This window comes from Proteus faecis (assembly GCF_003144395.1).
Taxonomy (GTDB): domain Bacteria; phylum Pseudomonadota; class Gammaproteobacteria; order Enterobacterales; family Enterobacteriaceae; genus Proteus; species Proteus faecis.
The window spans coordinates 572,828-599,450 of record NZ_PENZ01000034.1 but is presented as its reverse complement, the minus strand read 5'-3'; the positions used below and the strand labels follow the sequence as shown (position 1 = coordinate 599,450).

Below are 26,623 nucleotides of genomic sequence, written 5' to 3'. Positions count from 1 at the left end.
GAGCAGTATTAATAACCTAATACTGCTTGGATCTTTCTTTTTATTTATTCTCTTTTATCTCAATCGAGACGGTGTATTCCCTTTGATAACGCATCCCGATCATAATGTTGTGTTAGTTCACCATTTTCCATTAATGCAGCTCTATCCGACATATGTGCAATCACATCGGCATCATGGCTGACTAATAAGTATGTCATATTATGCTCTTTTTTCAGCGTGTTAAGCAGATTTAAGATCTCGGCTTGTACTGACATATCTAGCGCTGAAGTTGGCTCGTCTAAAAGTAATAATTGAGGTTGTAATAACAGGGCTCTTGCAATGGCGACACGTTGACGTTGCCCACCAGAAAGTTGATGAGGATAACGACTTGCCACATCCCCGGGCAAACCAACTTGGGCTAATGCTTGTTCAATCGTATCTTTATCAAAAGGCATTTGATGGATCTTTAAAGGCTCAGAGAACGCACGCTCAATACGGTGCTGAGGATGTAAAGAGGCATAGGGATCTTGAAACACCATTTGTATATTACGACGTAATGTCCCTTGAAAATGTTGTTGAGGTTTAATTGTTTGACCTAAAAGGGATATAGCACCTTGCCAATGAGGCAATAATCCTGCAATCACTCGTAAAATAGTCGATTTTCCGCAACCAGAACGACCTATTAAGCTGAAAGTTTCACCTTGTTGAACATGTAGGTTGATCCCTTTTACAACGTGTTTTGCTTGTTTACCTTGTTCAAATTGAACATGTAAATCATGAAGATCAATTAGCATGATTCAGCTCCTTGAAATTAAGCGTTCTATCTAATACAGGCAATTGCGTGCCATAAGTGCTTGCATTAGGTCTGCATGTCCAAAGAGTACGAGTATAAGGGTGTGTGGCAGTCGGTAGCGCTTTAGCATTGAGTTCGTCAACTTGTTCGCCTTGGTACATCACCATGACACGTTCGCAATATTCGGCAACAAGGGGCAAATCATGGCTAATTAACAATAAGCCCATGTTGCGTTGCTCACATTGTATGGTGATCAGTTCAAGAATTTGATGACGTAACTGAGCATCAAGTGCTGATGTCGGTTCATCGGCAATTAAAATAGTAGGGTTATTGATTAGCGCAATAGCTATCATTGCTCGTTGCCCCATACCACCTGATAATTCACCGGGATAGCGATAAATATTCTGTTCAGGTAAACCGACAGACAGTAGTGTATCGATGATAAGTTGGCGTCTATCTTGGCGCGAAAGTTTTTGATGCTGTTTTACGGTTTCTTCTACTTGCTGATAAATGGTTTTTACCGGATTTAAGGCATAACGAGGATCTTGTAATACCATTGAAATCGTATTACCTCGGATGTTATTCCATTGGCGAGATGAGAAATTCAATAAATTATTTCCCTGCAAATTTAGTTTATCTGCACTGACTTTTCCCGGCTGACGAACTAAGCCCATTAATGCACGTGCGGTCATTGATTTGCCTGAACCTGATTCGCCAACAACTGCCAAACGCTCTTGACCTAAAGAGAAAGAGACATTATTGACAACTCTTGCTTTTGGAAAATCGATACAGAGGTTATTTACCTCAATTAATGGTGTTTTATTCATGGGTATCTCCCAGTACGTCGCGTAATCCATCACCCAATAAATTAAATGCCAGACTGCTGATTAAAATCGCTGTACCTGGAATAGCGGCAACCCACCATTGATCAAAAATAACAGGCATACCTTCTGCTATCATTGCTCCCCATTCCGCCATCGGTGGGCGAGCACCCAATCCAAGAAAGCCTAATCCTGCTGCTGCGAGAATAATCACCGCTAAATTCAGCGCTAAACGGACAATGGCTGAAGGTAAACATAGCGGTAAAATATGTCCCCATAACAGCCTGATACCTTTAATCCCCATCATTTCGGCTGCTGCAAGATAATCACTATTGCGTAAATGTTGAATTTCACTGCGTGATTGTCGTGCATAAGCAGGCCATGCAGTTAAAGCCAGCGCTAATGCACCATTTAGCAGACCAGGGCCTAACATTGCAACAAAGGCAAAAGCGAGAATAAGAGAAGGCATTGACATCACAATATCGGTGACGCGCATTAAAATACGTTCAGTCCAACCGCCATAATATCCAGATAAAATACCAATCAATAATCCTAAAGGTAGCGTAATCAGCGCCACCAAGCCGACTAAACCTAGCATTGGGCGGGTACCATAGATAAGACGAGAAAGAATATCGCGTCCATAATTATCTGTGCCTAACCAATGTTCAGCATTGGGAGCTAACAAGCGTTGGGCTGCATGTTGCCAATTTGGATCATAAGGGGCTAGCCAAGGTGCAAAAATAGCAATAATTAACAGTAAAATAAGCAACGATAAACCGATAAAGGCAGAAGGCGAACGCGCTATTTTTCTTAAAAATGAAGATGTCATTAGCGGAGCCTCGGATCAGTCAAACGAATAACGATATCGGTCATATTATTAATAAAGACAAAGCATAAACCGATAATTAAGGTACCGCCCATAATAGCTGTGGTATCACCTGCAAAAAGTGCTGTTGTAAGATATCGACCAATTCCCGGCCAAGAAAAGACCGTTTCTGTCAATACGGCACCTTCTAACATGCCAGTATAAGAGAGGGCGATAATGGTCATTAAGACCCCCCGAATATTAGGCAATACGTGATAAAAAAGAATACGCAACTCACAATGCCTTTTGCTCTCGCTAGTGTGACATACTCTTTACTCATTTCGTTTAAGCAGGCTGAACGAGTTAAGCGAGTGATAGAAGCAAGGGCAAAATAAGCTAATAGAGAAACAGGCAAAATAAGGTGTGATAACGCATTAAAAAAAGCATCGTTATCGCCAGCTAATAATGTATCAATTAATGCAAAACCAGTTATGGGCTCTATGGTGAATTGATAGATATCGTCTAATCGTCCGGGGCCTGCCGTCCATTGTAATGTGGCATAGAAGATCAATAGCAAAATCAAACCTAACCAGAAAATAGGAACTGAACTACCTAATAACGTTAGAATTCGCAAAATAAAATCGAGAGGTGTTCCTACAAATCGTGCACATAAAACGCCGAATAAAATACCAAGGCTGGCACCAATCAGTAATGCAACGGTTGCTAATTCTAATGTGGCGGGGAACGTTGCTAACAAATCATCAAGCACTGGCTGGCCTGTTGATGTTGCTGTGCCTAAATGCCCCTGTAGCAGTGCTTCCACATAGTGAAAAAACTGCATGTAGATAGGTAAATCTAGCCCTAATTCATGTTTGACTTGGTTATAGGTTTCAAGACTTGCGTGATCACCAACAATTTGTAAGACAGGATCGACAGGTGAAAGTGCAGAAAGTGTAAAAGTGATGACAAGAAGCCCTAAAAGAGTCAGCACCAGTGTCAATATTCCTTGAGCAAAGGTAATTAACTGACTTTTTAGACGAAAAGGTAACGTCATAGCAGTATTCATACAGCAATAGCCTAGTGAAATGGCAAAAAATAGACCATCCACAGTAACATGACTGTGGATGGTTTCAGAACAAAATATTACTTAGTTACTTTGTCATAATAGACCATATCTGCATTTAGGCCTTGAGCATAACCTTTGACGTTATCACGCATGACGATTTGGTTTTTACCTTGATCGATAAATACATAAGGTGAGCTACGTTGTAATTCTTTTTGCATTTCAGTATAGAGCGATTGACGTTTTGTTTTGTCCGCTTCATTAAGTGCGGTCAATGTTTGCTGACTTAATTCAGGAATATTCCAGCCATTTAACCAAGCAACCGTATTGGATTGTCCGTCATTATAAGCAAAGGCACTGGCATTTGAGTGAGCATCAAAATAATCAGGGATCCAAAAGCGAATTGCTGCTTGATGCTGTTTAGCGCGCACACGGCTATATACTTGGCTACCTGCCGCCGGTAATAAATCCACTTGTACACCTGCTTGAGCAAAGCTTGCTTGAATGGATTGCGCCACAGTGATGTAAGGGACTTTATTTTCTACATCCAATGTAAAGCGTGCATTAGTGATCCCTGCTTTGGCTAAAATTTCTTTAGCTTTTTTGGGATCAAAAGTGAATGGGTTATCTTTTAATGCGCCGGGTAAACCCACAGGTAAGAAACTTTGGTGAATAAAATACTGACCACGCATTAAATCTTCAGTAATACCTTTGTAGTCAATTAAATAACGAGAGGCTTCCCAAAATGCAGGGTTACTCAGTGCTGGATTTCCACTGGCAGTATTAAACGCCATATACACTTGCTCTGCTGAAGGGATATCTAATATTTTTATCCCTGCTTTGCCTGCTAACGCGGCAGTTTGGTCAGTGCCGAGTTCACGTGCAATATCTGCATCACCTTTTTCAATTAATAAGCGACGTGATGCCGGATCGGGCACGTTCTTAATAATAATATTCGCCATTTTAGGCGCACCAGTTGGTGATAGAGGGTTAGCTTCTAACACAATGGCTTGACGTGGTTGATAAGCACGCATTTTGTATGCGCCACTTCCTGCTGAGTTCATTTTCAGCCAGCTATTACCAAAATCATTATTTTTAACATGAGCGGAAACTAGCTTTTCATCAACGATAGAAGCAATTGGTGTTGAAAGAATATTGAGCACAACATCAGGGCTGACATCGGCAGTCCAGCGTACTTCTAATTCTTTGTCACTGATTTTTTTCAGTAACGAATTAATGTTATCAGCTTTCCAACCCAAGACATTTAGAATAAAGGCTGGTGATTTATTCATGGTGATCGCACGCTGATAAGAGAAGATAATATCTTCAGGACGTACAGCGTTACCTGAAGCAAATTTTGCATCAGGTTTAATTTTAAATACGATTGTTTTTTGTTCAGGATTTGCTTGCCAACTTTCAACTAAAATAGGTTCATTAATTTCTGGATTATCACGATTAGGTTGAACAATACGTTGATATAAACTGGGTACAGTTTGAATACTGGATAGTTCATTACTTTCAGCAGGATCAAGGCTGACAATATCATCAAGCCCTTGTACCACAATTAATGTATTAGCAGGTGTGGCTGCAAATGCCGGTACGGAAAGGGCACCCACAACGAATAATGATAATAATTTTGCTTTCATGAGACGCTCCCTGAAATGGTGTAGCTAAAGTCGTTATGTCAATAACTTATTAGTTATTACTTTGTGAACTTAACTTAGGCAAAACGTGACCAATGCGCAAAGTTTTAATTACGCTTACATATAACACTTCGTTATAAGTAGTTAAGATTAATTATGATAGAAGAATAATTAACCGCAAGAACAGGGTAATAAAATACTCCTTTAGTAGTAACTCATTGACTATTAAGTTGTAGTAGCTGAATTGATTAAGCTGTATTTGATATTCATCAATATCGCTTATGAGTAGTTTCGTATTTTAGCCTTAGAAATCTTTAAATCTGAGGCAAAAATGAGCAAGAAAACACTCGCAATCATCGGTAATGGTATGGTCGGGCACCGTTATATCGAAGAGCTGATTGATAAAGGTGGTAATGAAGAATTTAATATTGTCGTCTTTTGTGAAGAACCTCGTGTTGCATATGATAGAGTCCATCTCTCCTCTTATTTTTCCCATCACACTGCAGAAGAACTCTCTTTAGTTAAACAAGGTTATTACGAAAAACACCAAATAGAAGTATTAATTGGTGAGCGTGTAATAACCATTAATCGTGACGAAAAAGTGGTACATACAAATACGGGGCGCTGTGTTAGTTACGATAAGTTAGTCATGGCAACGGGCTCTTATCCATGGGTTCCTCCAATTAAGGGAAATAACTCATCAGATTGCTTTGTCTATCGGACTATTGAAGATTTAAATGCTATCGAATCTTGTGCACGTATTAGCCGTAAAGGAGCGGTGATTGGTGGAGGACTTTTAGGTTTAGAAGCCGCTGGCGCGCTAAAAAGTTTGGGTATTGAAACGCACGTTATCGAGTTTGCACCAACATTAATGGCAGAGCAGCTTGATACGTTAGGTGGTGAACAACTTAAGCGAAAAATAGAGCGTATGGGTGTAAAAGTGCATACGTCCAAAAATACACAAGAAATATTATCGACAGGAGAAAATGCACGTAAGACACTGCAATTTGCAGATGGTACTTCTCTTGAAGTTGACTTTATTGTGTTCTCTACGGGGATTCGCCCAAAAGATAAATTAGCTCGTCAATGTGATTTAGATATTGCCCCAAGAGGCGGTATTGTTATTAATGATTATTGCCAAACAACCGATCCTGATATTTACGCCATTGGTGAATGTGCATCTTGGCAAAATAAAACATTTGGCTTAGTTGCACCGGGCTACAAGATGGCACAAGTGGCAGTTGATAATTTATTAGGCCATCACACTGTCTTTCAAGGGGCCGATTTAAGTGCAAAATTAAAACTTCTTGGTGTTGATGTCGGTGGTATCGGTGATGCTCACGGTCGTCAAGAAGGGTGTCGTAGTTATATTTATCTCGATGAAGGCAAAGAAATTTATAAACGCCTGATTGTTAGTGAAGACAATAAATACTTACTCGGTGCTGTGTTGGTGGGGGATACCGAAGATTATGGCAATCTTTTGCAATTATCACTGAACACGATTGAATTACCAGAGCATCCCGACGCTTTAATTTTGCCTGTACATGCGGGAAGTAAGCCTGCAATTGGTGTTGATTCCTTGCCTGAAAGCGCACAGATCTGCTCTTGTTTTGATGTAACAAAAGGCGACATTATTCAAGCAATTGAACGAGGATGTCATACAGTCGCTACTATTAAAGCTGAAACCAAAGCCGGTACGGGCTGTGGTGGTTGTATTCCATTGGTGACTCAAGTCTTAAATGCAGAATTAGCTAAACAAGGTATCGAGGTTAATCATCATCTTTGTGAGCATTTCCACTATTCTCGCCAAGAGCTTTATCATCTTATTCGTGTGGAAGGGCTGAAAAGTTTTGATGAACTATTGAAAAAGCATGGTCAAGGCTATGGTTGTGAAGTGTGTAAACCAACAGTAGCTTCATTGCTTGCTTCATGTTGGAACGATTATATCTTGCGTGATGATTTAGTTCCTCTACAAGATACTAACGATAACTTCCTCGCGAATATGCAAAAAGATGGGACTTATTCCATTATTCCTCGCTCTCCTGGTGGTGAAATTACACCTGCAGGCATTATTGCTATTGGGCAAATTGCTCAAGAATATAATCTGTATACCAAAATTACTGGCTCGCAACGCATGGCTATGTTCGGTGCACATAAACAAGATTTACCTGCTATCTGGAAAAAATTGATTGCTGCCGGTTTTGAAACAGGTCATGCCTATGCGAAAGCTCTGCGTATGGTAAAAACGTGTGTGGGGAGTAGTTGGTGTCGTTTTGGCGTTGGAGATAGTGTCGGTTTGGGTGTTGCATTAGAACATCGCTATAAAGGCATTAGAACACCTCATAAGATGAAATTTGGTGTCTCTGGTTGTACCCGTGAATGTTCTGAAGCGCAAGGAAAAGACGTTGGTATTATCGCCACAGATAAAGGTTGGAATCTCTATTTTGGTGGAAATGGTGGTATGAAACCACGTCATGGGGATCTCTTTGCCTCTGATCTCGATGAAGAAACTTTAGTGCATTATATCGACCGCTTTATGATGTTTTATATTCGCACCGCCGATAAACTTCAACGCACTTCAGTGTGGCTAGATAATTTAGATGGCGGTATTGAATATTTACGTGATGTCATCATTAACGACAAATTAGGCTTAAATGCGCAGTTAGAAAAAGAACTGAACACCTTACAAGAACGTTTCGCTTGTGAATGGAAAGAAACTGTTGATTCTCCAAAAGCATTAAAACGGTTTGCCCACTTTATTAATAATCCAATGCCTGATCCGACTGTGCAAACGGTAAAAGAACGTTTTCAGCACCGTCCCGCACGTTTACATGAACGTATCGATATCAAAATGGTCACTGAGGAGGCGCAATCATGAGCCAATGGATAGCTGTTTGCCAATTAGAGGAGATTACGCCAGGAACAGGTGTTTGTGCGCTGGTGGAACAAGATCACGTTGCTATATTTCGCCCTTATTCTGATGCTCGTTTATATGCGTTAAGTAATATAGATCCCTTTGCACATTCTAGTGTTTTATCTCGAGGGCTGATCGCTGAACATGAAAATGAGTTGTATATCGTTAGCCCGCTAAAAAAACAGCATTTTCGTTTAACGGATGGTTTTTGTCTTGAAGATGAGCGTTTCTCGATCACCCATTTTGACGTCAAGGTTGAAGACAGTACGGTTAGTGTACGCAGCCACAGTGAATCATCTCAATAAATAGGGGAATGAATATGGATTACTTTCCAATATTCTGTCAGCTCAGAGGTAAACCTTGTTTATTAGTGGGAGGCGGTGAGATTGCTGAACGTAAAGCCCGACTACTTATGGAAGCGGGATCTATTATTTCTGTTATCGCACCTTCGTTTACAGGACAGTTTATGCAGTGGCATTCTGAGCAAAAACTAAACTGTATCACGGGTATATTTACTGCGGATCATCTATCAGGTAAATGGCTTGTTATTGCGGCAACAGATAGTGAGCAAGTGAATCAACAGGTTTTTCAATCCGCAACAGAGAAACAGATATTTTGTAATGTGGTTGATTCACCAGAGCAAGCAAGCTTTATTATGCCTTCTGTTATCGATCGTTCTCCTATTGTAGTGGCGATTTCATCAGGTGGAAAAGCTCCTGTGCTAGCGCGTATTTTGCGAGAAAAAATTGAGCAACTGCTCCCTAATTATCTTGGTGTGTTAGCACAACTCGCCGGCAAGTTACGTAAGCAAATAAAACAGCGTTTTTCATCGATAAATGCCAGACGTTATTTTTGGGAGCAATTTTTCGAAGATAGATCATTACAAGCTGAAATAGAAGCGCAAAGAGATGACGGTATTGAGCAACGTATTAACGCACTATTATCTGAACATCAGCAACCGCAAGGCAGTGTTGTTTTGGTTGGAGCTGGGCCGGGTGATGCAGGGTTAATGACTATTAAAGGTTTACAGCAGTGCCAGCAAGCTGATGTAGTGGTTTACGATAGATTAGTATCTGATGAGGTAATGGCATTAGTCCGCAGAGATGCACTGCGTATTTATGTTGGTAAGCAAGCCGGTTTTCACTGTGTTCCTCAAGAGGAAATCAATCAAATTTTAATCAAAGAAGCCACTGCAGGAAAACGAGTGGTGAGATTAAAAGGAGGCGATCCCTTTATTTTTGGTCGAGGCAGTGAAGAGCTAGAAGCTTTGATTGAACATCATATTCCCTTTTCAGTGATCCCCGGTATTACCGCAGCTTCAGGCTGTACAACATATGCAGGTATTCCCTTAACACATCGAGATTATGCACAAAGTGTCCGCTTTATTACTGGGCATGGCAAGGGATTAAACGAGGCTGAATGGCAATGTATTGCACAAGAAAGCCAAACGTTAGTCTTTTATATGGGATTAAGTAAAGCTCGTTATATTCAGCAAATGTTACTTAGCCAAAATATGCGCGCGACCATGCCGATTGCAATTATTGAAAAGGGCACTTTAACCACACAAAAAGTGATGGTTGGTCAATTACGTCAACTGGCAGAGATGGCAGAAACAATGGAAAGCCCTGCACTAATTATTGTGGGAGAGGTTGTCACACTGAATGAGAAGTTACAATGGTTTCAATCCAAATCGGCTAACTAGCTGATTTTTATTGTTGATATCATTTTAAAATAAAAAACCTCTTTAATATCGATATGTATATTAAAGAGGTTTTTTATCTAACACATAGAAATATAAATGAAAAATTTTTTAATTAAACATTTAGATTAAAAATTAAAAACAAATAATAAAATTGAATATTTAATAATCTATAAATATTTTTAGGCTAGAATTGTTATTCAGTCTAAAGATGAATTTATTGTTATTTTAAATTAATTTCAAAGAGAAATTCTTTACAAATAAAGCATCATAAAGTTCTGCAAGTCGGATAAAATCCATCCTAATCATATTAAATTTGTGAGCTAAGTAGGTTTTCTATCTATAAAACTTGCATGATGTTAATTTAATGTTTATTTGTTGTTTTGCTTCTCTCAATATATATATTTTATTTTCTCAGGATAGAACTCTAGAGGGCTCAATAAAGTTAAGTGATAAGAATACCGCATTAATTGACAAAATTTACGATAAGTGTAAAAAAGAAGAGTGTTGGTATCATTTTTATCTTATAAATATCTTTAAACCTTTGAGAGCCACAAATATTACAATCAAAATTTAACAACGATACATATCGTTAATTGAGCGACCCCGCTATAAATTATTGTTTATTAGGAGAGGTACCCATGAAAAATAAAGCCACGTTAAAAACAGTGTTTCCGCTTAGTATTATGTCACTTGTATTAACCTCCTTTTTTTCTCATGCCGTGACTCTTCCTGAAGGCACTATTCTCGCCAAACAACAGAATATTGTGATTAATAACGGTACTGAAGTTTCATCTCTTGATCCGCATAAAGTAGAAGGCGCACCAGAAACTAATATTATTTTAAATTTATTAGAAGGTTTGACCTATGTTGGACCTAATGGTGAAAGTATGCCCGGTGTTGCACAACGCTGGGAAACGGATGATAACAAGGTGTGGACATTCTATTTGCGAGAAGATGCAAAGTGGAGTGATGGTACACCAGTGACCGCTGACGACTTTGTTTATAGCTGGCGTCGAGTGGTCGACCCTAAAACAGGTTCACCTTATGCCAGTTATCTCGAATATGCTTATGTTGAAAATGTTGCAGATATTCTTAGTGGAAAAAAAACGCCTGAAGCACTGGGTGTGAAAGCGATAGATGCTCATACTTTGCAAATCAATTTAACCAAGCCAATTCCCTATTTAGTCGATATGGTCAGCCACACGCCATTAAAACCAGTTAAAAAAGAGATTGTAGAAAAATATGGTGTGAATTGGACTCGTCCCGAAAACTTTGTCGGCAATGGTGCTTATGTTATTGAAAGTTGGGTGGTGAATGAAAAGGTGACGTTAAAACGTAATCCACTTTATTGGGATAATAAAAACACCATTATTGAACAAGCCACATTTTTACCAATTAGTTCAGAAACCAGTGATATAAACCGCTATCGTAGTGGTGAAATAGATATCACTAATAGTGCTATTCCTCCTGTTCTTTATAGAAAAATGAAACAAGAACAGCCAGAGAATTTACATGTCACACCGTATTTATGTACTTTCTATTATGAATTAAATAATAAAAAAGCGCCTTTTGATGATCCTCGTGTTCGTGAAGCGGTGAAACTAACACTTGATAGAGAAGTCATTGCTGAAAAAATAATGGGGCAAGGGCAAATACCCGCTTATTCTTTTACTCCCTCTTTTATTGGTAACGGTAATTTTAAAGCCCCGAAATGGGCTTATTGGACACAACAGCAACGTAATGAAAGGGCGCGTGAATTATTAAAAGAAGCGGGATTTGATGCTCAAAATCCTCTGACTTTTACTTTGCTCTACAATACGTCTGATCAAAATAAACAGCAGGCCATTGCCGCTGCATCAATGTGGAAAAAAAGTATTGGTGCAAATGTGACGTTGCAAAATCAAGAGTGGAAAACGGCATTAGAAAATCGTAATCAAGGGAATTATCAAGTTGCGAGAGCAACGTGGTGTGCAGATTACAATGAACCTACCTCGTTTTTAAATTCATTTCTTTCCACAAGTAGTCTTAATACAGTCTTTTATGAAAATAATGATTACGATGATGCATTAAATAATGCTTCAATTGCGGTTGATAAAGGGGCTCGTCATCAACTCTATCAGCGCGCTGAAGCCTTGCTAGACAAGGACTCGGCGATAGTACCTGTTTATTATCGTGTCAGTGTTAGATTAGTTAGTCCAAAAGTAGGTGGATTTACAGGTAAAGACCCCTTTGATTATACGGACTTAAAGCGCTATTTTATAAAGGCAGATAACTAAAACTGGTAAATTACCGATATTCTATAGTTATGTGCGATTTTAATTATTAAAAGTTATTTAAAAAGTAGTGAAACAATAAAAAAAACTACACAAAAAAGATAACGGCATAAAAAAATGATAATGCTATCAGGCAATTAAGAACTGATAGCAAATAAGCAAAATTGATTTATTTTTTGTAAAAACAATAAGTTGTGTAAACCGTTCTAAAACACAACTGAACATCACAGAATGGTTGTCTAACAACCCGCTCACTAACTGGGAGTATTTTATAAGATGAGTAATTTAACTAAAAAGAGTGCGTTGGCGATCGCAATAAGCGCAATCTTTGGATTGTCAGCACTAACCGCTAACGCTGCTGTTGTTCCTGACGGGGTGAAATTAGCTGAAAAACAAGTGCTGGTGCGTAATAACGGCTCTGAACCACAATCACTGGATCCTCATAAAATCGAAGGTGTACCAGAGTCTGCATTAGCGCGTGATCTTTTCGAAGGTGTTACGATTGTTGGACCAGATGGTGAAATTTTACCGGGCTCCGCAACTAGTTGGGAAAATAAAGATTTTACTGTTTGGACATTTAAAATTCGTGAAGGCGCTAAATGGTCAAATGGTGACCCTGTTACAGCACAAGATTTCGTTTATAGCTGGCAACGTTTAGCGGATCCTAATACTGCATCTCCTTATGAAAGTTATCTGCAATATGCGCATATCGTAAATATCGACGATATTATTGCAGGTAAGAAAAAAGCAACAGAATTAGGTGTTAAGGCATTAGATAACAACACATTAGAAATCACTTTATCTGAAGCTGTGCCTTATTTACCAAAATTATTAGCTCACTCCTCCATGTCGCCAGTTAACCAAAAAGTGATTGAAAAATTTGGTGAAAAATGGACACAACCCGCTAATTTCGTCGGTAACGGCGCTTATAATTTAAAAGACTGGACAGTAAATGAACGTATTGTGTTAGAGCGTAGCCCGACTTATTGGGATAACAAAAATACGGTTATTGATCAGGTGACGTTCTTACCTATTTCATCAGAAGTCACGGATGTAAACCGCTATCGTGCGGGTGAAATCGACATGACGTATAGCAATTTACCGATTGAATTTTTCCAAAAATTGAAAAAAGAGATCCCCGATGAATTGCGTATAAGCCCATATTTATGTACTTATTATTATGAAATTAATAATGAGAAGGCTCCATTTAACGATCCTCGTGTTCGTGAAGCACTGAAACTGTCAATGGATAGAGATATCATTACTTATAAAGTGAAAAACCAAGGTGATATCCCAGCTTATGGCTTTACCCCTCCATTTACAGATGGAATTAAAGAGAGCAAACCAGAGTGGTTTGCGAATTGGACTCAAGAACAACGTAATGAAAAAGCGCGTCAATTATTAGAAGAGGCGGGCTATAACAAAGCAAATCCACTGAAATTTAAACTTCTGTACAATACTTCTGATCTGCATAAAAAAGTGGCAATCGCCGCTTCTTCAATTTGGAAGAAAAATTTAGGTGCAGATGTGTCTCTTGAAAACCAAGAATGGAAAACGTTCTTAGATACTCGTCACCAAGGAACTTATGATGTTGCGCGTGCAGGTTGGTGTGCAGATTATAACGAACCTTCTTCATTCCTGAACATGATGCTGTCTTACAGCAGTAACAATACTGTTCACTATAAAAACACAGAATTTGACGCATTGATCAAAGAATCTTTACGTGTGAAATCTGATGACGAACGTGCTGCTATTTATCAAAAAGCTGAAGGCATATTAGATAAAGATTCGGCCATTGTTCCACTTTACTACTATGTAAACACCCGTTTAGTTAAACCTTATGTGGGTGGTTATTCCGGTAAAGATCCATTAGATAATTTACATACTAAAGACTTGTATATTATTGCTAAATAATCGGGCGAGACCTTGCCTTTTTAAGGCGAGGTCTTTTTATCGTCACGCCTGAATAGGTTTGTGTTATAGGAACGGGCAATGCTCAAATTTATTTTTCGTCGCTTTTTAGAAGCGATACCGACTCTATTTATTCTAATAACGATTTCGTTTTTTATGATGCGCTTAGCACCCGGTAGCCCTTTTACAGGGGAAAGGAAACTTCCACCAGAGGTCATGGCAAATATTGAAGCGAAATATCACTTAAATGATCCCATTTATAAACAATACTTTGATTATTTAATTCAATTGTCAAAAGGGGATTTAGGGCCTTCTTTTAAATATAAAGACTACAGTGTAAACACCTTAGTCGGTAAAGCATTCCCTGTTTCAGCTAAATTAGGGCTGTCGGCATTTATTTTTGCTGTCATTTTAGGTGTGGGGGCAGGCGTGATAGCCGCACTGAATCAAAACACCAAATGGGATTATACCGTCATGACATTTGCCATGACGGGGGTTGTCATACCGAGTTTCGTTGTTGCACCACTACTGGTTCTTATTTTCGCTATCTCTCTAAGGTGGCTACCGGCTGGTGGCTGGAATGGCGGTGCGGTGCAATATATGTTGCTACCTATGATTGCGTTGTCGCTTTCTTATATTGCCAGTATCTCGCGTATTACCCGTAGTTCAATGATTGAAGTTTTACACTCAAACTTTATCAGAACGGCAAAAGCGAAAGGCTTGCCGATGAAAAGAATTGTACTGCGTCATGCTTTAAAACCTGCGTTGCTACCTGTTATCTCATATATGGGGCCGGCATTCGTCGGTATTATTACGGGCTCAATGGTGATTGAAACCATCTTTGGATTGCCGGGTATCGGACAATTATTCGTTAATGGTGCTTTAAACCGAGATTACTCATTGGTATTAAGCCTAACCATTATCGTTGGTGCATTAACGATTTTCTTTAATGCGATTGTCGATATTTTATATGCCGTTATTGATCCGAAAATTCGTTATTAATAGACACTGGAGCGCGTTATGTTATCACTGAAAGAAAACAGCGAAGCTTTGGGGAATTTCTCGGAGCAATTAGATATTGAAGGTCGTAGTTTATGGCAAGACGCTCGTCGTCGTTTTATGCACAATAAAGCTGCCATCACGAGTCTTATATTACTTTTCTTTATTTTATTATTTGTCATTTTTGCCCCTATGTTATCGCCTTTTGTTTATGACGATACTGATTGGGAAATGATGTCAATGGCACCTGATTTTGCCTCTTCTCACTATTTTGGCACTGATTCATCTGGACGAGATTTATTAGTCCGTGTTGCGATTGGTGGACGTATTTCATTAATGGTCGGTATCGCGGCTGCCTTTGTTGCTGTTATTGTTGGTACGCTGTATGGCGCAATGGCAGGCTATATTGGTGGACGTGTTGACTCTGTGATGATGCGTTTATTAGAAATCCTAAACTCATTCCCATTTATGTTCTTTGTTATCTTACTGGTGACATTCTTTGGTCAAAATATCTTACTGATTTTTGTTGCGATCGGGATGGTATCTTGGCTGGATATGGCACGTATTGTAAGAGGACAAACTTTAAGTCTAAAACGTAAAGAGTTTATTGAAGCTGCATTAGTTTGTGGTGTGTCATCACGCAATATTGTGCTAAGACATATCGTACCTAACGTACTGGGTGTGGTTGTGGTTTATGCCTCTTTATTAGTCCCTAGCATGATTTTATTTGAATCCTTCTTAAGCTTCTTAGGCTTAGGAACACAAGAGCCATTAAGTAGTTGGGGAGCACTATTAAGTGATGGTGCAAACTCAATGGAAGTTTCTCCTTGGTTATTACTTTTTCCGGCTTCGTTCTTAGTTGTCACACTGTTCTGCTTTAACTTTATCGGTGATGGCTTACGTGACGCATTAGACCCGAAAGATCGTTAAGGAGAACAAAATGAATTCAACAAACAAATCGTTATTAAGTGTTAAAGATCTCTGTGTGACGTTTGGTACACCGGATGGCGATGTTACCGCAGTTAATAAACTCAACTTTGAATTATCTGCAGGTGAAACTCTGGGGATCGTCGGGGAATCGGGCTCAGGTAAATCTCAAACGGCATTCGCATTAATGGGATTATTAGCGAAAAATGGTCGCACAGCAGGTAGCGCGAACTTTAATGGTCGTGAGATCTTAAATCTTCGCCAAAGTGAATTAAATAAAATGCGTGCCGAAGAAATATCCATGATATTTCAAGATCCCATGACCTCATTAAATCCCTATATGAAAGTGGGGTCACAGCTTATTGAAGTATTAATGCTTCATAAAGGCATGAGTAAAAACGATGCTTATGCAGAATCTGTGCGTATGTTAGATGCGGTAAAAATGCCGGAAGCCCATAAGCGTATGAGCATGTATCCTCATGAGTTTTCTGGAGGTATGCGTCAACGTGTAATGATTGCTATGGCATTGCTTTGCAAACCAAAACTTTTAATTGCTGATGAACCGACAACCGCACTTGATGTGACAGTTCAAGCACAGATCATGACCTTGCTCAATGAGCTTAAGAATGATTTAAATACCGCGATTATCATGATCACCCATGACTTGGGAGTCGTTGCGGGTATCTGCGATAAAGTATTAGTGATGTACGCAGGACGCACTATGGAGTACGGTAAAGCGCGTGACATCTTCTATCAACCATCACATCCATACTCTATCGGATTGTTACAGGCTGTTCCTCGCTTAGATGGTGAAGATGAACGACTAGCTACCATTCCTGGAAATCCGCCTAACTTATTGCGTTTACCAAAAGGCTGTCCATTCCAACCTCGTTGTCAGTATGCAACAGAACAATGCTTAACGAGTGAACCTCAATTAGCGCAATTTGCACAAGGGCGATTACGTGCCTGTTTTAAAGCGGTGGAGGAATTGGTATGACTCAGGCCATCTTACAAGATAGAAAAGTTATTCTAGAAGTGAATGACTTAAAAGTTTATTTCGATGTTCAAGATAATAAACAGTGGTTCTGGCAACCTAAAAAAAGCCTCAAAGCCGTCGATGGTGTCACACTGCGTTTATATGAAGGTGAAACATTAGGGGTTGTTGGTGAATCTGGTTGTGGCAAATCGACATTTGCGCGAGCCATTATTGGGTTAGTCAAAGCCTCAGGCGGTACAGTTACTTGGTTAGGTAATGATTTACTGGGTATGGGGAATAAGCAATGGCGCGATATTCGTCAAGATATCCAGATGATTTTCCAAGATCCGCTGGCGTCTTTAAACCCAAGAATGACGATTGGCGATATTATTGCTGAACCGCTTAAAACCTATCATCCCAAAATGAAACAGGTTGAAGTTGTTGAAAAAGTGAAAGCCATGATGATGAGAGTTGGATTATTGCCAAACTTAATCAACCGTTATCCTCATGAATTCTCAGGTGGACAGTGCCAACGTATCGGTATTGCTCGCGCGTTAATTCTAGAACCTAAATTGGTGATTTGTGATGAACCCGTTTCAGCATTAGATGTATCAATTCAGGCTCAAGTGGTGAACTTGCTGAAAGATATTCAAAAAGAGATGGGATTATCTTTAATCTTTATTGCTCATGATCTGGCGGTGGTAAAACATATTTCAGATCGTGTTTTGGTGATGTATTTAGGGCATGCTGTGGAATTAGGAACTTATGATGAAGTTTATCATCAGCCATTACATCCTTATACCAAAGCATTGATGTCCGCAGTGCCTATTCCTGATCCTGATAAAGAGCGTAACAAGCATATTGATTTATTAGAGGGAGAATTGCCTTCTCCAATTAATCCACCATCAGGTTGTATTTTCCGTACACGTTGTCCAATGGCGGATGAAGAATGCGCTAAAACACGTCCTTTACTAGAGGGGAGCTTCCGCCATGCGGTCTCTTGCTTAAAGGTGGATCCGCTTTAAACTAATTTAGATATTCTGTTTCATAAAAAAGCCTGAATTTTATTCAGGCTTTTTTATCTAAAATATGAACGTCAATTCTATGTTATTTAATAAGCAAAAAATATTTTATTAATACATCTTGTTTTTGTGCTTATCATTATTTTTCAAAAAGCTTAAAAAGCCTAGTTTATAATTAATATTCTAATTATAAATCAATTAAGTTTCTTATTTTTAATATTAACTATATCTATTGTGTTTAGATATTTTAATATATTGAAAAACATTATTTTTTAATGAGTTAGGTGCGATTTAAGCGAGATTTATGCTTTCACTATTGTAATGAAATACTAATTAACACAAAGTTTGATTTTTATCAACAAAACTCAGCAGGAATTAGTTACAATTTACAATTGATAAGATTACTTAATGCCTTTATCTCTTTAACTTAATTCAAAAAGATGAAAAAGACTATTTTTTAACTTTGTCTTTGTCTTTACTTTTAATTAAATATTAATCCCTTCCAAATTATCCACTAATCATAAAATGATAAGTATTTATCTTTCCCATAAATGCAGAATATTATCTTTTATTTTGTCAAATAATCATTGTTTTTTAGATTTTATCACCTTACAAAAAAGATGATATAAAGAAAATAAATTATTAACCTCCTGATATAAGGTGATTGAGTATATTTACTTACACTTATTTAGTGTTTTATTATGTGCATTTTAATTGGTTAGAAAATTTTGAATGTTTGATTTTATTAATCTTATATCGTAAATTAAATACAAATACATTTGGGGAAGATAATTTTGGAAATAAATGATTTCTCATTGAATTTTAAATATATTTCAGAAAGAAAGATATTTTGTCATTCGATAGGATATGAACTTTCTCTCTTACGACAACGTAATTTTATGACGGGGGCTGAACTAGGAAAAATATTAAATATTTCTCAACAACAGATATCTCGTTATGAACGAGGTATAAATAAAATACCTGTAGATATATTATTTTATATACTAAATATATTTGATATTTCAATTAGTGATTTTTTTGATCGAGTGAGAAATAGAGTAATTACACTAAAGTATAAAATAAAATATGATACTGATAATAACATTCCTTTTTTTAAAAATGTTATTTAATATTTTTTGTTCTTTAAATTTATATAGATATACCAATATTACACTTTTAATAAGGATTTAATTTAAATCCTATTTATGTAATATCGACATGTCTATTGAGTTATTGTTACTTAATACTTTATTTTATTATCCATATCTTGATTTAATATTTAGATATAGAAATCCATTATTAATATTGCTCTTTAATATGAGTTTTATTGCCTTGAGTATATTTTGAAGTGAAGATGTTGTTTATATTTACCTGTAATATAAAAAGGAAAAGTCAATGCTTAAAAGAAAAATGCTAGTTAAAACCGTATTAGCTGTATCAGTTTTATCACTGAGTAGTATTGCTTCGGCGGCTACTATTGTTAATGGTGGTAAAATTAATTTTACGGGGCAAATAGTAAATGCTGCATGTGCTGTTAGTGCAAAGTCAATGAATCAAACTATCAATATTGGTCAATATCGAACAGCCCAATTTGATAGTGTTGGTAAAACTGTTGGAAACACTGATTTTTCGATTGATTTAGAAGAGTGTGATACTACAGTTGCAAAAAATGCCTCAGCATCATTTTCAGGTGTTAGTGATTCAAATGACAAAACAGTATTAGCTGTCAGTAATATTACAACTGGTGGCGCAGGCGCAGCTACAGGTGTTGGTATTGAGATTACAGACCATACGGGTAAAATTTTATCACCAGATGGTTCCGTGTTCTCTACCGCCAAACAGTTAATTGACGGAGCTAATACTTTGAATTTTGTTGCCCGCTATAAATCAACATTAGATACCGTAACACCGGGTCAGGCGGATGCCAATGTGACTTTCAGAATGCAATATGAATAAGTCTAATTAGTTTATTGAGAAGTATGGCCTAATAATAAAGGCCATACTTTTATATCGAGGCAAATATGAAATATAGTTTAATATATTCTATTGCACTGTTTTTTTCTATTTCATTTACAACACATTCTATAGAAAGGAATAAAATATTTTTAGATGATGGTATTGTTTATTTTAGGGGAGGTATTGTTGAGCCAGCATGTACAGTATCTCCAGAAAGTAAAAATCAGATTGTTGATTTAGGTATTATTAGTAGTAATCAATTTAGTGGTATAGGAACTCATTCAATAAAGCTCCCTTTTTTTATTAAATTAATGAATTGTAATGAAAATATGGCTGACAAAGTCAATTTGTATATTTTAGGTGATGTCAATAGCAGAGATAAACGATTATTTAATATTACAGAAAAACAAAATTCAGCTTCAGGTGTTGGTGTTGCACTATTTAATTCTGAAGATGAGATAATAATTCCAAATAATATTAATAAATATAAGTTTATTAAAGAAAATGAGTTAAAAATAGAATTTAAAGCAAGCTATTTGGCAACAAAAGAAACGGTTATTGGCGGTAAGGCCGATAGTGTTGTGTGGTTTGTTTTTAGTTATCACTAATTAAACCTGTTACTCGAGGCTCATATGTATTTAATATATAGAAACTATATTATTTTATTTTTTCTCTTTTGTTTTTCTTCATTCTCTAATGCTGGAGGTGTAGCATTGGCTGCAACTCGCATAATATATCCAATGGATGCTAAACAAACATCAATTACTATTAATAATACAGATAAAAAATTACGTTTTTTAATTCAGTCGTGGATTGATGATAACGATGATAAAAAAACAAATGAATTTATTGTGACTCCACCTCTTTTTGTGAGTAAGCCTGAAAGTGAAAATAAATTAAGAATTATATATGCAGGAAAAATTTTACCCACTGATAGAGAAAGTCTATTTTGGCTAAATATGAAAGCAATACCTGAAATTGAAAGAGAAGAAATTAAAGATAAAAATATATTGCAATTAGCCGTGTTATCTAGAATAAAAATATTTGTTAGGCCACAAGGTTTGGTATTTAGAACGGAAGATGTTCCTAATAGTATCGAATTTATATCTTCAGGGCAAAAATTAACAATAAAAAATCCAACACCATATTATGCAACCTTAATTAACATAAAAATCGGAGAAGAAAAGTTGAATAGTACTATGGTGCCGCCAAAAGGATCTATAGAAATAAAAGTCAACAATCCTAGCTATAATCAAATATCTTATCAAACTATTAATGATTATGGTGCCAGTACGCCAATAATAATAAAAAAGGTTAGTAAATAATATTATAAGATTAATTAATGATAAGGTTTTATTATGTTAAAATCTAAGACTATAATTTTTAATCTCTATTTCGTTTTAGGATCTTTTTATTCTAGCATTAGTTATGCAGATAGCTTTTTTAATCCTAATTTGATATCAAGCATTGATAGTGAAGTTGCAGATTTATCACGCTTTGATAAAGGTGAAGGCCAGCCTGAAGGAATCTATTCAGTCGAAATCTATGTCAATAATGAATATATTGAAACTAAAAGTATTCCCTTTTATGAAAATAAAAAATCATCTGATGGAACTGGGTTACTACCTTGTTTAAACAATAAAGAATTAAAAAATATAGGTGTGAATTTAAATGAAGATAGTAAACAAATTAATAGTAAAAATTGTATTGATATATTAGGTGAGATTGAAAAGTCAAACATTAGATTTGATTTTGAAAGTCAAAAATTATTTTTAAGTATTCCACAAGTAATGTTTAAAAATAATGTTCGCGGTTATATTCCACCAGAAAAATGGGATAACGGAATTAATGCTCTTTTATTAAATTATAATTTCAATGGAAGAAATAATAAAAATGATAAAGATGGCTCAAATAATAATAACTATTTCTTAAACTTAACGCCAGGTATTAATATAGGTTCATGGCGCTTTAGAAATGAAAGCTCATGGATCTATGCTAGAGGACAAAATAACCAAAACAAATGGAGAAATATTAGAACATATGTACAAAAGCCGATTATCTCGTTAAAGGCCGATTTGACGGTAGGTGATTCATTTTCTAATGGAGTTATCTTTGATAGCCTTGGTTTTAGAGGTGCTAAACTAGAATCTGATGATAATATGTTACCTGATAGTATGCGTGGATTTGCTCCGACAATTAAAGGAATTGCAAATAGCAATGCTATTGTGACCGTAAAACAAAATGGTTTTGTGATCTATCAAATTTCGGTGCCACCTGGTGCTTTTGAAATAAAAGATCTTTACGCAACTTCAAGTAGCGGTAATTTAGATGTTATTGTTGAAGAGAATAATGGAAAGATTACTCAATTTGTTGTTCCATATTCTAACGTGCCTATTTTACAAAGAGAAGGTCGATTAAAATATGAGCTTATTGCTGGTGAGTTTAGAAGTGGCTCAAGTAATCAAGATAAACCTAATTTTGGACAATTTAGCCTAATATATGGCTTACCTTATAATACAACCCTCTATGGTGGTAGTCAGTTCTCTAATAATTATCAATCATACGCTATTGGGTTAGGGGGAAATTTAGGTAGTTTAGGCGCTATCTCAGCAGATATTATACAAGCAAATAGTATATTACCCAATGAAGAGCATAAAAAAGGGCAATCTGTTCGATTACTCTATGCTAAGTCAATAAATGAGACTGGCACTAATTTCCAAATTATGGGATATCGATATTCAACACAAGGCTATTATACGCTAAATGAAGTTAGCTATAAAAGAATGAAAGGGTATGAGATCAGACAACCTGATGGATTATTTGAAGGTAAGGATCAACTTTCTGATTACCATGATTTAAATTATTCTAAAAAAGGACGTTTTCAAGTTAATATAAATCAGCAAGTGACGGATAACAGTTCTTTATATTTATTGGGTTCTTATCAAAATTATTGGCGAACAACGGAAACAGAACAATTATGGCAGATTGGTTATAATGGAAATATAAAGCAAATTAATTATAGCTTGAATTTTTCTAAATCTAAATCGCCAGGTATGAATGGAGATAATAAAAATATTGCATTTAATATTTCTATTCCTATTAATGATCTTTTTAATCGAAATAGAGTTAATGATTTAAACTCTAGTCGAAATAGTATGTATGCCGTTTATTCTATGAACAGAAGTAATGACAATGTATGGGTTCAACAAGCTGGATTAACAGGAACACTACTTGAGGATAATAATTTAAATTATAATATCCAACAAGGGTATGCTCATAACGGTGGTGGTTATTCTGGGATGGTTTATGCTAACTATAAAGGGAAGTATGCTAATCTAGGGAGCGGATATAATTATAATAACGATTGGCATGAATTAAATTATAATTTAAATGGTGGTGTTGTTGCACATTCTGGTGGAATTACTTTAAGCCAACCTTTAGGTGATACAAATATTCTTATTAAAGCAAATGATGCTAATAATATTAGAGTTGAGAATGCTAATGGCATATTAACTAATAATAAAGGATATGCTGTTCTACCTTATGCATCTATTTATAAGAATAATCGTGTTTCTTTGGATATAAATTCATTAGGTGAGAATGTTGAATTAGAGAATTCAATTCTAAATGTTGTTCCTACAAAAGGTGCACTGGTTCAAGCTGAATTTAAGACAAATATTGGTTACAGAGCAATGGTTACTTTATCAAAACAGAATGGTTCAGTGATCCCATTTGGTGCGATTGTTATTGATGAGGAACGTTCTGTGAGTGGCATAGTGGGTGATGATGGTCGAGTATTTATTTCTGGATTAGCGCCTGTAGGTAAGTTAAAAGCCAAATGGGGGCAGGCAGAAGATCAACAATGTTTATTTAATTATGAGATTAGCGAGACATCATCTAAAGAGAAAGGAATTTATTTTATATCTTCTACTTGTCAATCTGATAAATAACAACTTAATGGGTTTTTATGATGAGAATATTATTATTTATGATAATGGCCATTGCTTCAAATAGTGCTATTGCTGTTAACTGTATCAGTGGTTGTAATGCTAATGAAATTTCAACACTCAGCGGACAGTTAACAAAGAATGAAAATAAAGTAGGGGTCACTAAAGATGCTTCTGATATTAATTTAACAAATAGAACAACATTAAGGTGGAATGCAGGTCAAGGACAAACCTGGGCAACATATTCTAATGGTAATATTCCTACAGCTAACACCAGTAATAATGATTGGGTATATTCAAGAATAGATGACTATATATCTGTAGCTTTAAGGATGACAAATAATTGTAGAACAATTTATGTTCCTTATAATGTACCAACTTTAAGTTCTACTTGTGGTCCTCGTTCTTATACTGAAGGTGAAGAAGGGGTCGTTTCTACACGAAAATATCAGACACGAATAAAAATAGATAAAGCGATTATTTCAGGTACTTATGTAAATAATATATTTGTTGGTGAATTTGGATTCTGCCAACCACAAAATTGCGCAACAAAACAAGCTGTGATCACTAAGTTATTTTTAAATCTTTCGATATCTGTACCACAATCTTGTGTGATTAATTCTGGTCAAGTATTAAATATTGATTTTGATAATATTCCTGCATCAAGTTTTAAAGAAGCGGGGAAAAGAGCGGAAGGAGTAAATACAATTTCGCGTAATTTAAATATTCAATGTGACAATATAGAGGCTAGTGCAGATTTGACAATGCGTTTACAAGCCGATTCTGTACGAGGCAATGCAATTGTTTCTAATAATAAAAGTGTTGGATTTATTATTGCGAACGCTAATGGTGCGGAATTAACCCCTAATGATTTATCTAGTTTTATTCCTTTTAAACTAAATGGAAATTCTGACTCTAATGTTACTATTAATGTGTATCCTGTCAGTATTGATGGAAAAACACCAGCAGAAGGTTCTGTGACATCTAGTGGTTTCTTAAGAGTCGATTTTCCTTAAATTTATATAGGCTCACATCATGAATGAGTTATTTTATAGTAACAGAATAATGCGCTCTTTATTATGGATACTATTTTTATTGATAGGGTGTTCAATATTTCGAGTTCAAGACGCAAAAGCTGAATTGGCAAATACCAATATCGTTATAAAAGCAAATATTGTTGCAAATACATGCAGAGTAAGCCCTGAATCAATGAATAAATTTGTAGATTTAGGTGTGTGGGGAACGAAAGATTTTCAGCAAAACAAAACAACAGAACCGATAAAGTTTACACTTAACTTAACGGATTGTAGTGTATTTACGACGGGAGTGAAAGTGACCTTTAAAGGGGATACTGATAATCAAGATAATACACTATTTAAATTGTCAGAAAATGACTCTGCAAAAAATGTTGGGATCGCAATTTTAGATAAAAATAAAAATAAGGTATTACCAGGTAAAAGTAGTGTTATTTATCCAGTAGGAACAATCAATAATATTGCTCTTGATTTTTATGCGCAATATGCATCAACAGGGGCAGCCGTTGTTAGTGGCAGTGCAAATGGCGAAGTTTTATTTTCTTTAGAATATCTTTAAATTATAAAGGGAACGTTTTAGTTCCCTTTATACATAAACTATTATGAGTGAATTTGAATAAAATCAAATCCAACCTTTAACCCGAAATTCTTTTAATGTTGCGACAAAATAGCTCATCTCTTCGGGTGTACCTAAAGTTAAACGGCTCCAGCCCAAAGCGGGTGGAAATTCACGGCCAACCATAATATTCGCGTCTTTCATTCTATTTTGATAGGTTTTTACATCGCCTTTAACTTTATGGAATATAAAGTTTGCATGAGAAGGTGCGTATTCAATATTGAGATCTTTTAAGGTATCAACGACTATCTGACGTGAAACATCAATCGATTTACGACTATATTCCACATAAGCTTTATCTTTTAGTGAGGCTAATGCGGCAACTGCACCTGCAGTGTTGGTATTATCAATAGAAACAAACACATCAACATCCGCAATAACCTCAGGTACAGCAACACCATAACCGACACGTAGCCCAGCTAAAGCATAAATTTTAGAGAAGGTACGAGTCACAATCAGGTTTTTATAACCCTCAGCCACTAGGGTAATTGCACTGACAAATGCAGGGGTAGAAACAAACTCGGCATAAGCTTCATCAATAATAAAAAAGACATTCTCTTTTGCTGATTTCACCCAATTCGATAGTTCTGCACTAGGGGTTAACATCGCCGTTGGGTTATTTGGATTGCACAAATAGACCATACTAATACCATCAAACTCTTGTGCTTTTTTCTGCATAGTTGCTAAATCGAAAGCTAGCGTTTTATCAACGGGTACTTTAACGATTTTTACACCTAAGGGTTCTGCATAAAGCTCGGCATAGTTAAATGTCGGATCAGGAACAATAAGTTGAACTGCTTTACCTTCTTTTTGTGCTTTGTTTGCCACAAATTGAACGGCTGCTTGAATTGTCTCAGATGAGCCATTTCCCAAGGTAATATGTTTATCTGAAAGTTTAAACTCTTTGCCTAATTCACTAATTAATTCGCTACGTGCATCATCTGGATATCTAAATGCATTGGGTAAAGCAGCAATAATCGCTTTTTGGGCGTTAGGCGACATACCTAATGAGTTTTCATTGAAATTAAGTAGTAACGGATTTTCTGCATTAAATGCCAATTTATTTTTCAGTGCTTCATTGGCATAAGCAGAGCTAACAAAGGAACTTAACGAAAGCCCCCCAATCACTAGGCTGGATGATGTTAAAAATGACCGACGATTCATGTGATGTTTTCCCAAGTAAATTATTCTATGTTTTATTAGTTCACATAGATTACTAAAAAGAAAACCAAAGTAAATATT

The 26,623-nt window shown here is 36.4% G+C and carries 21 protein-coding genes and 1 pseudogene; 16 read left to right on the top strand and 6 right to left on the bottom strand.

Annotation, left to right across the window (positions count from 1 at the left end; translation table 11 throughout):
- Positions 1 to 59 precede the first annotated feature (59 nt).
- The 5 genes and pseudogenes from DK858_RS12370 to DK858_RS12350 all read right to left on the bottom strand — a co-directional run bounded on the left by DK858_RS12370 (position 60) and on the right by DK858_RS12350 (position 5,107).
- Positions 60 to 776 (bottom strand): ABC transporter ATP-binding protein, encoded by a 717-nt coding sequence (locus tag DK858_RS12370; protein WP_410110868.1) that lies wholly within the window; start codon positions 774 to 776, stop codon positions 60 to 62.
- Complete coding sequence (locus DK858_RS12365) at positions 763 to 1,599, bottom strand: ABC transporter ATP-binding protein (protein ID WP_109397666.1); 837 nt, start codon at positions 1,597 to 1,599, stop codon at positions 763 to 765. The genes DK858_RS12370 and DK858_RS12365 overlap by 14 nt, the downstream gene beginning before the upstream one ends.
- Positions 1,592 to 2,422, bottom strand: a complete 831-nt coding sequence (locus tag DK858_RS12360; protein WP_109397665.1) for an ABC transporter permease — start codon at positions 2,420 to 2,422, stop codon at positions 1,592 to 1,594. Before DK858_RS12360 ends, DK858_RS12365 begins: the two co-directional genes overlap by 8 nt.
- A pseudogene (locus tag DK858_RS12355) lies at positions 2,422 to 3,464 on the bottom strand (ABC transporter permease). Before DK858_RS12355 ends, DK858_RS12360 begins: the two are co-directional and overlap by 1 nt.
- A 77-nt stretch (positions 3,465 to 3,541) precedes the next feature.
- Positions 3,542 to 5,107, bottom strand: coding sequence for an ABC transporter substrate-binding protein (locus DK858_RS12350; RefSeq protein ID WP_109397664.1), 1,566 nt, complete (start codon positions 5,105 to 5,107; stop codon positions 3,542 to 3,544).
- A gap of 328 nt (positions 5,108 to 5,435) precedes the next feature.
- On the opposite strand from DK858_RS12350, the gene nirB reads away from it, so the two are divergent.
- The 16 genes from nirB to DK858_RS12270 all read left to right on the top strand — a co-directional run bounded on the left by nirB (position 5,436) and on the right by DK858_RS12270 (position 25,324).
- Positions 5,436 to 7,982 carry a nitrite reductase large subunit NirB gene (nirB, locus tag DK858_RS12345; protein WP_109397663.1) on the top strand — a complete coding sequence of 849 codons (2,547 nt, stop codon included), beginning with the start codon at positions 5,436 to 5,438 and terminating at the stop codon, positions 7,980 to 7,982.
- Positions 7,979 to 8,323 (top strand): nitrite reductase small subunit NirD, encoded by a 345-nt coding sequence (gene nirD, locus DK858_RS12340; protein WP_109397662.1) that lies wholly within the window; start codon positions 7,979 to 7,981, stop codon positions 8,321 to 8,323. Before nirB ends, nirD begins: the two co-directional genes overlap by 4 nt.
- Before the next feature lie 14 nt (positions 8,324 to 8,337).
- The gene (gene cysG, locus DK858_RS12335; protein ID WP_109397661.1) at positions 8,338 to 9,720 is read left to right on the top strand and encodes a siroheme synthase CysG; all 1,383 of its coding nucleotides are present in this window, start codon (positions 8,338 to 8,340) and stop codon (positions 9,718 to 9,720) included.
- Between the two features lie 638 nt (positions 9,721 to 10,358).
- Complete coding sequence (locus tag DK858_RS12330; RefSeq protein ID WP_109397660.1) at positions 10,359 to 11,996, top strand: ABC transporter substrate-binding protein; 1,638 nt, start codon at positions 10,359 to 10,361, stop codon at positions 11,994 to 11,996.
- A gap of 273 nt (positions 11,997 to 12,269) precedes the next feature.
- Entirely contained in the window at positions 12,270 to 13,907 is a 1,638-nt protein-coding gene (gene oppA / locus DK858_RS12325) for an oligopeptide ABC transporter substrate-binding protein OppA (RefSeq protein ID WP_109397659.1), read from the top strand.
- A gap of 78 nt (positions 13,908 to 13,985) precedes the next feature.
- On the top strand, positions 13,986 to 14,906 hold the full coding sequence (gene oppB, locus DK858_RS12320; protein ID WP_069368989.1) for an oligopeptide ABC transporter permease OppB: 921 nt from the start codon (positions 13,986 to 13,988) through the stop codon (positions 14,904 to 14,906).
- A gap of 18 nt (positions 14,907 to 14,924) precedes the next feature.
- Positions 14,925 to 15,833: an oligopeptide ABC transporter permease OppC gene (gene oppC / locus DK858_RS12315; protein WP_100160272.1), complete on the top strand. Its 909-nt coding sequence runs from the start codon at positions 14,925 to 14,927 to the stop codon at positions 15,831 to 15,833.
- 10 nt (positions 15,834 to 15,843) lie between these two features.
- The gene (gene oppD / locus DK858_RS12310) at positions 15,844 to 16,827 is read left to right on the top strand and encodes an ABC transporter ATP-binding protein (protein WP_109397658.1); all 984 of its coding nucleotides are present in this window, start codon (positions 15,844 to 15,846) and stop codon (positions 16,825 to 16,827) included.
- Complete coding sequence (oppF, locus tag DK858_RS12305) at positions 16,824 to 17,831, top strand: murein tripeptide/oligopeptide ABC transporter ATP binding protein OppF (protein ID WP_109397657.1); 1,008 nt, start codon at positions 16,824 to 16,826, stop codon at positions 17,829 to 17,831. Before oppD ends, oppF begins: the two co-directional genes overlap by 4 nt.
- 791 nt (positions 17,832 to 18,622) lie before the next feature.
- Positions 18,623 to 18,958 (top strand): helix-turn-helix domain-containing protein, encoded by a 336-nt coding sequence (locus DK858_RS12300; RefSeq protein ID WP_072064083.1) that lies wholly within the window; start codon positions 18,623 to 18,625, stop codon positions 18,956 to 18,958.
- Between the two features lie 265 nt (positions 18,959 to 19,223).
- Entirely contained in the window at positions 19,224 to 19,784 is a 561-nt protein-coding gene (gene fimA / locus DK858_RS12295; RefSeq protein WP_109397656.1) for a type 1 fimbrial major subunit FimA, read from the top strand.
- Positions 19,785 to 19,849: 65 nt separating this feature from the next.
- Positions 19,850 to 20,392, top strand: coding sequence for a fimbrial protein (locus tag DK858_RS12290; RefSeq protein WP_109397655.1), 543 nt, complete (start codon positions 19,850 to 19,852; stop codon positions 20,390 to 20,392).
- A gap of 24 nt (positions 20,393 to 20,416) precedes the next feature.
- A complete protein-coding gene (locus tag DK858_RS12285) occupies positions 20,417 to 21,109 on the top strand; it encodes a fimbria/pilus periplasmic chaperone (RefSeq protein WP_109397654.1) in 693 nt (230 codons plus the stop codon).
- 33 nt (positions 21,110 to 21,142) lie between these two features.
- On the top strand, positions 21,143 to 23,734 hold the full coding sequence (locus DK858_RS12280; RefSeq protein ID WP_109397653.1) for a fimbrial biogenesis usher protein: 2,592 nt from the start codon (positions 21,143 to 21,145) through the stop codon (positions 23,732 to 23,734).
- 17 nt (positions 23,735 to 23,751) lie between these two features.
- Positions 23,752 to 24,747 (top strand): fimbrial protein, encoded by a 996-nt coding sequence (locus DK858_RS12275; RefSeq protein WP_109397652.1) that lies wholly within the window; start codon positions 23,752 to 23,754, stop codon positions 24,745 to 24,747.
- Positions 24,748 to 24,766: 19 nt separating this feature from the next.
- On the top strand, positions 24,767 to 25,324 hold the full coding sequence (locus DK858_RS12270) for a fimbrial protein (RefSeq protein ID WP_109397651.1): 558 nt from the start codon (positions 24,767 to 24,769) through the stop codon (positions 25,322 to 25,324).
- A gap of 63 nt (positions 25,325 to 25,387) precedes the next feature.
- Here the strand turns inward: DK858_RS12270 and DK858_RS12265 are convergent, their stop codons facing one another.
- Complete coding sequence (locus tag DK858_RS12265; RefSeq protein WP_109397650.1) at positions 25,388 to 26,545, bottom strand: pyridoxal phosphate-dependent aminotransferase; 1,158 nt, start codon at positions 26,543 to 26,545, stop codon at positions 25,388 to 25,390.
- Positions 26,546 to 26,623: the final 78 nt, after the last annotated feature.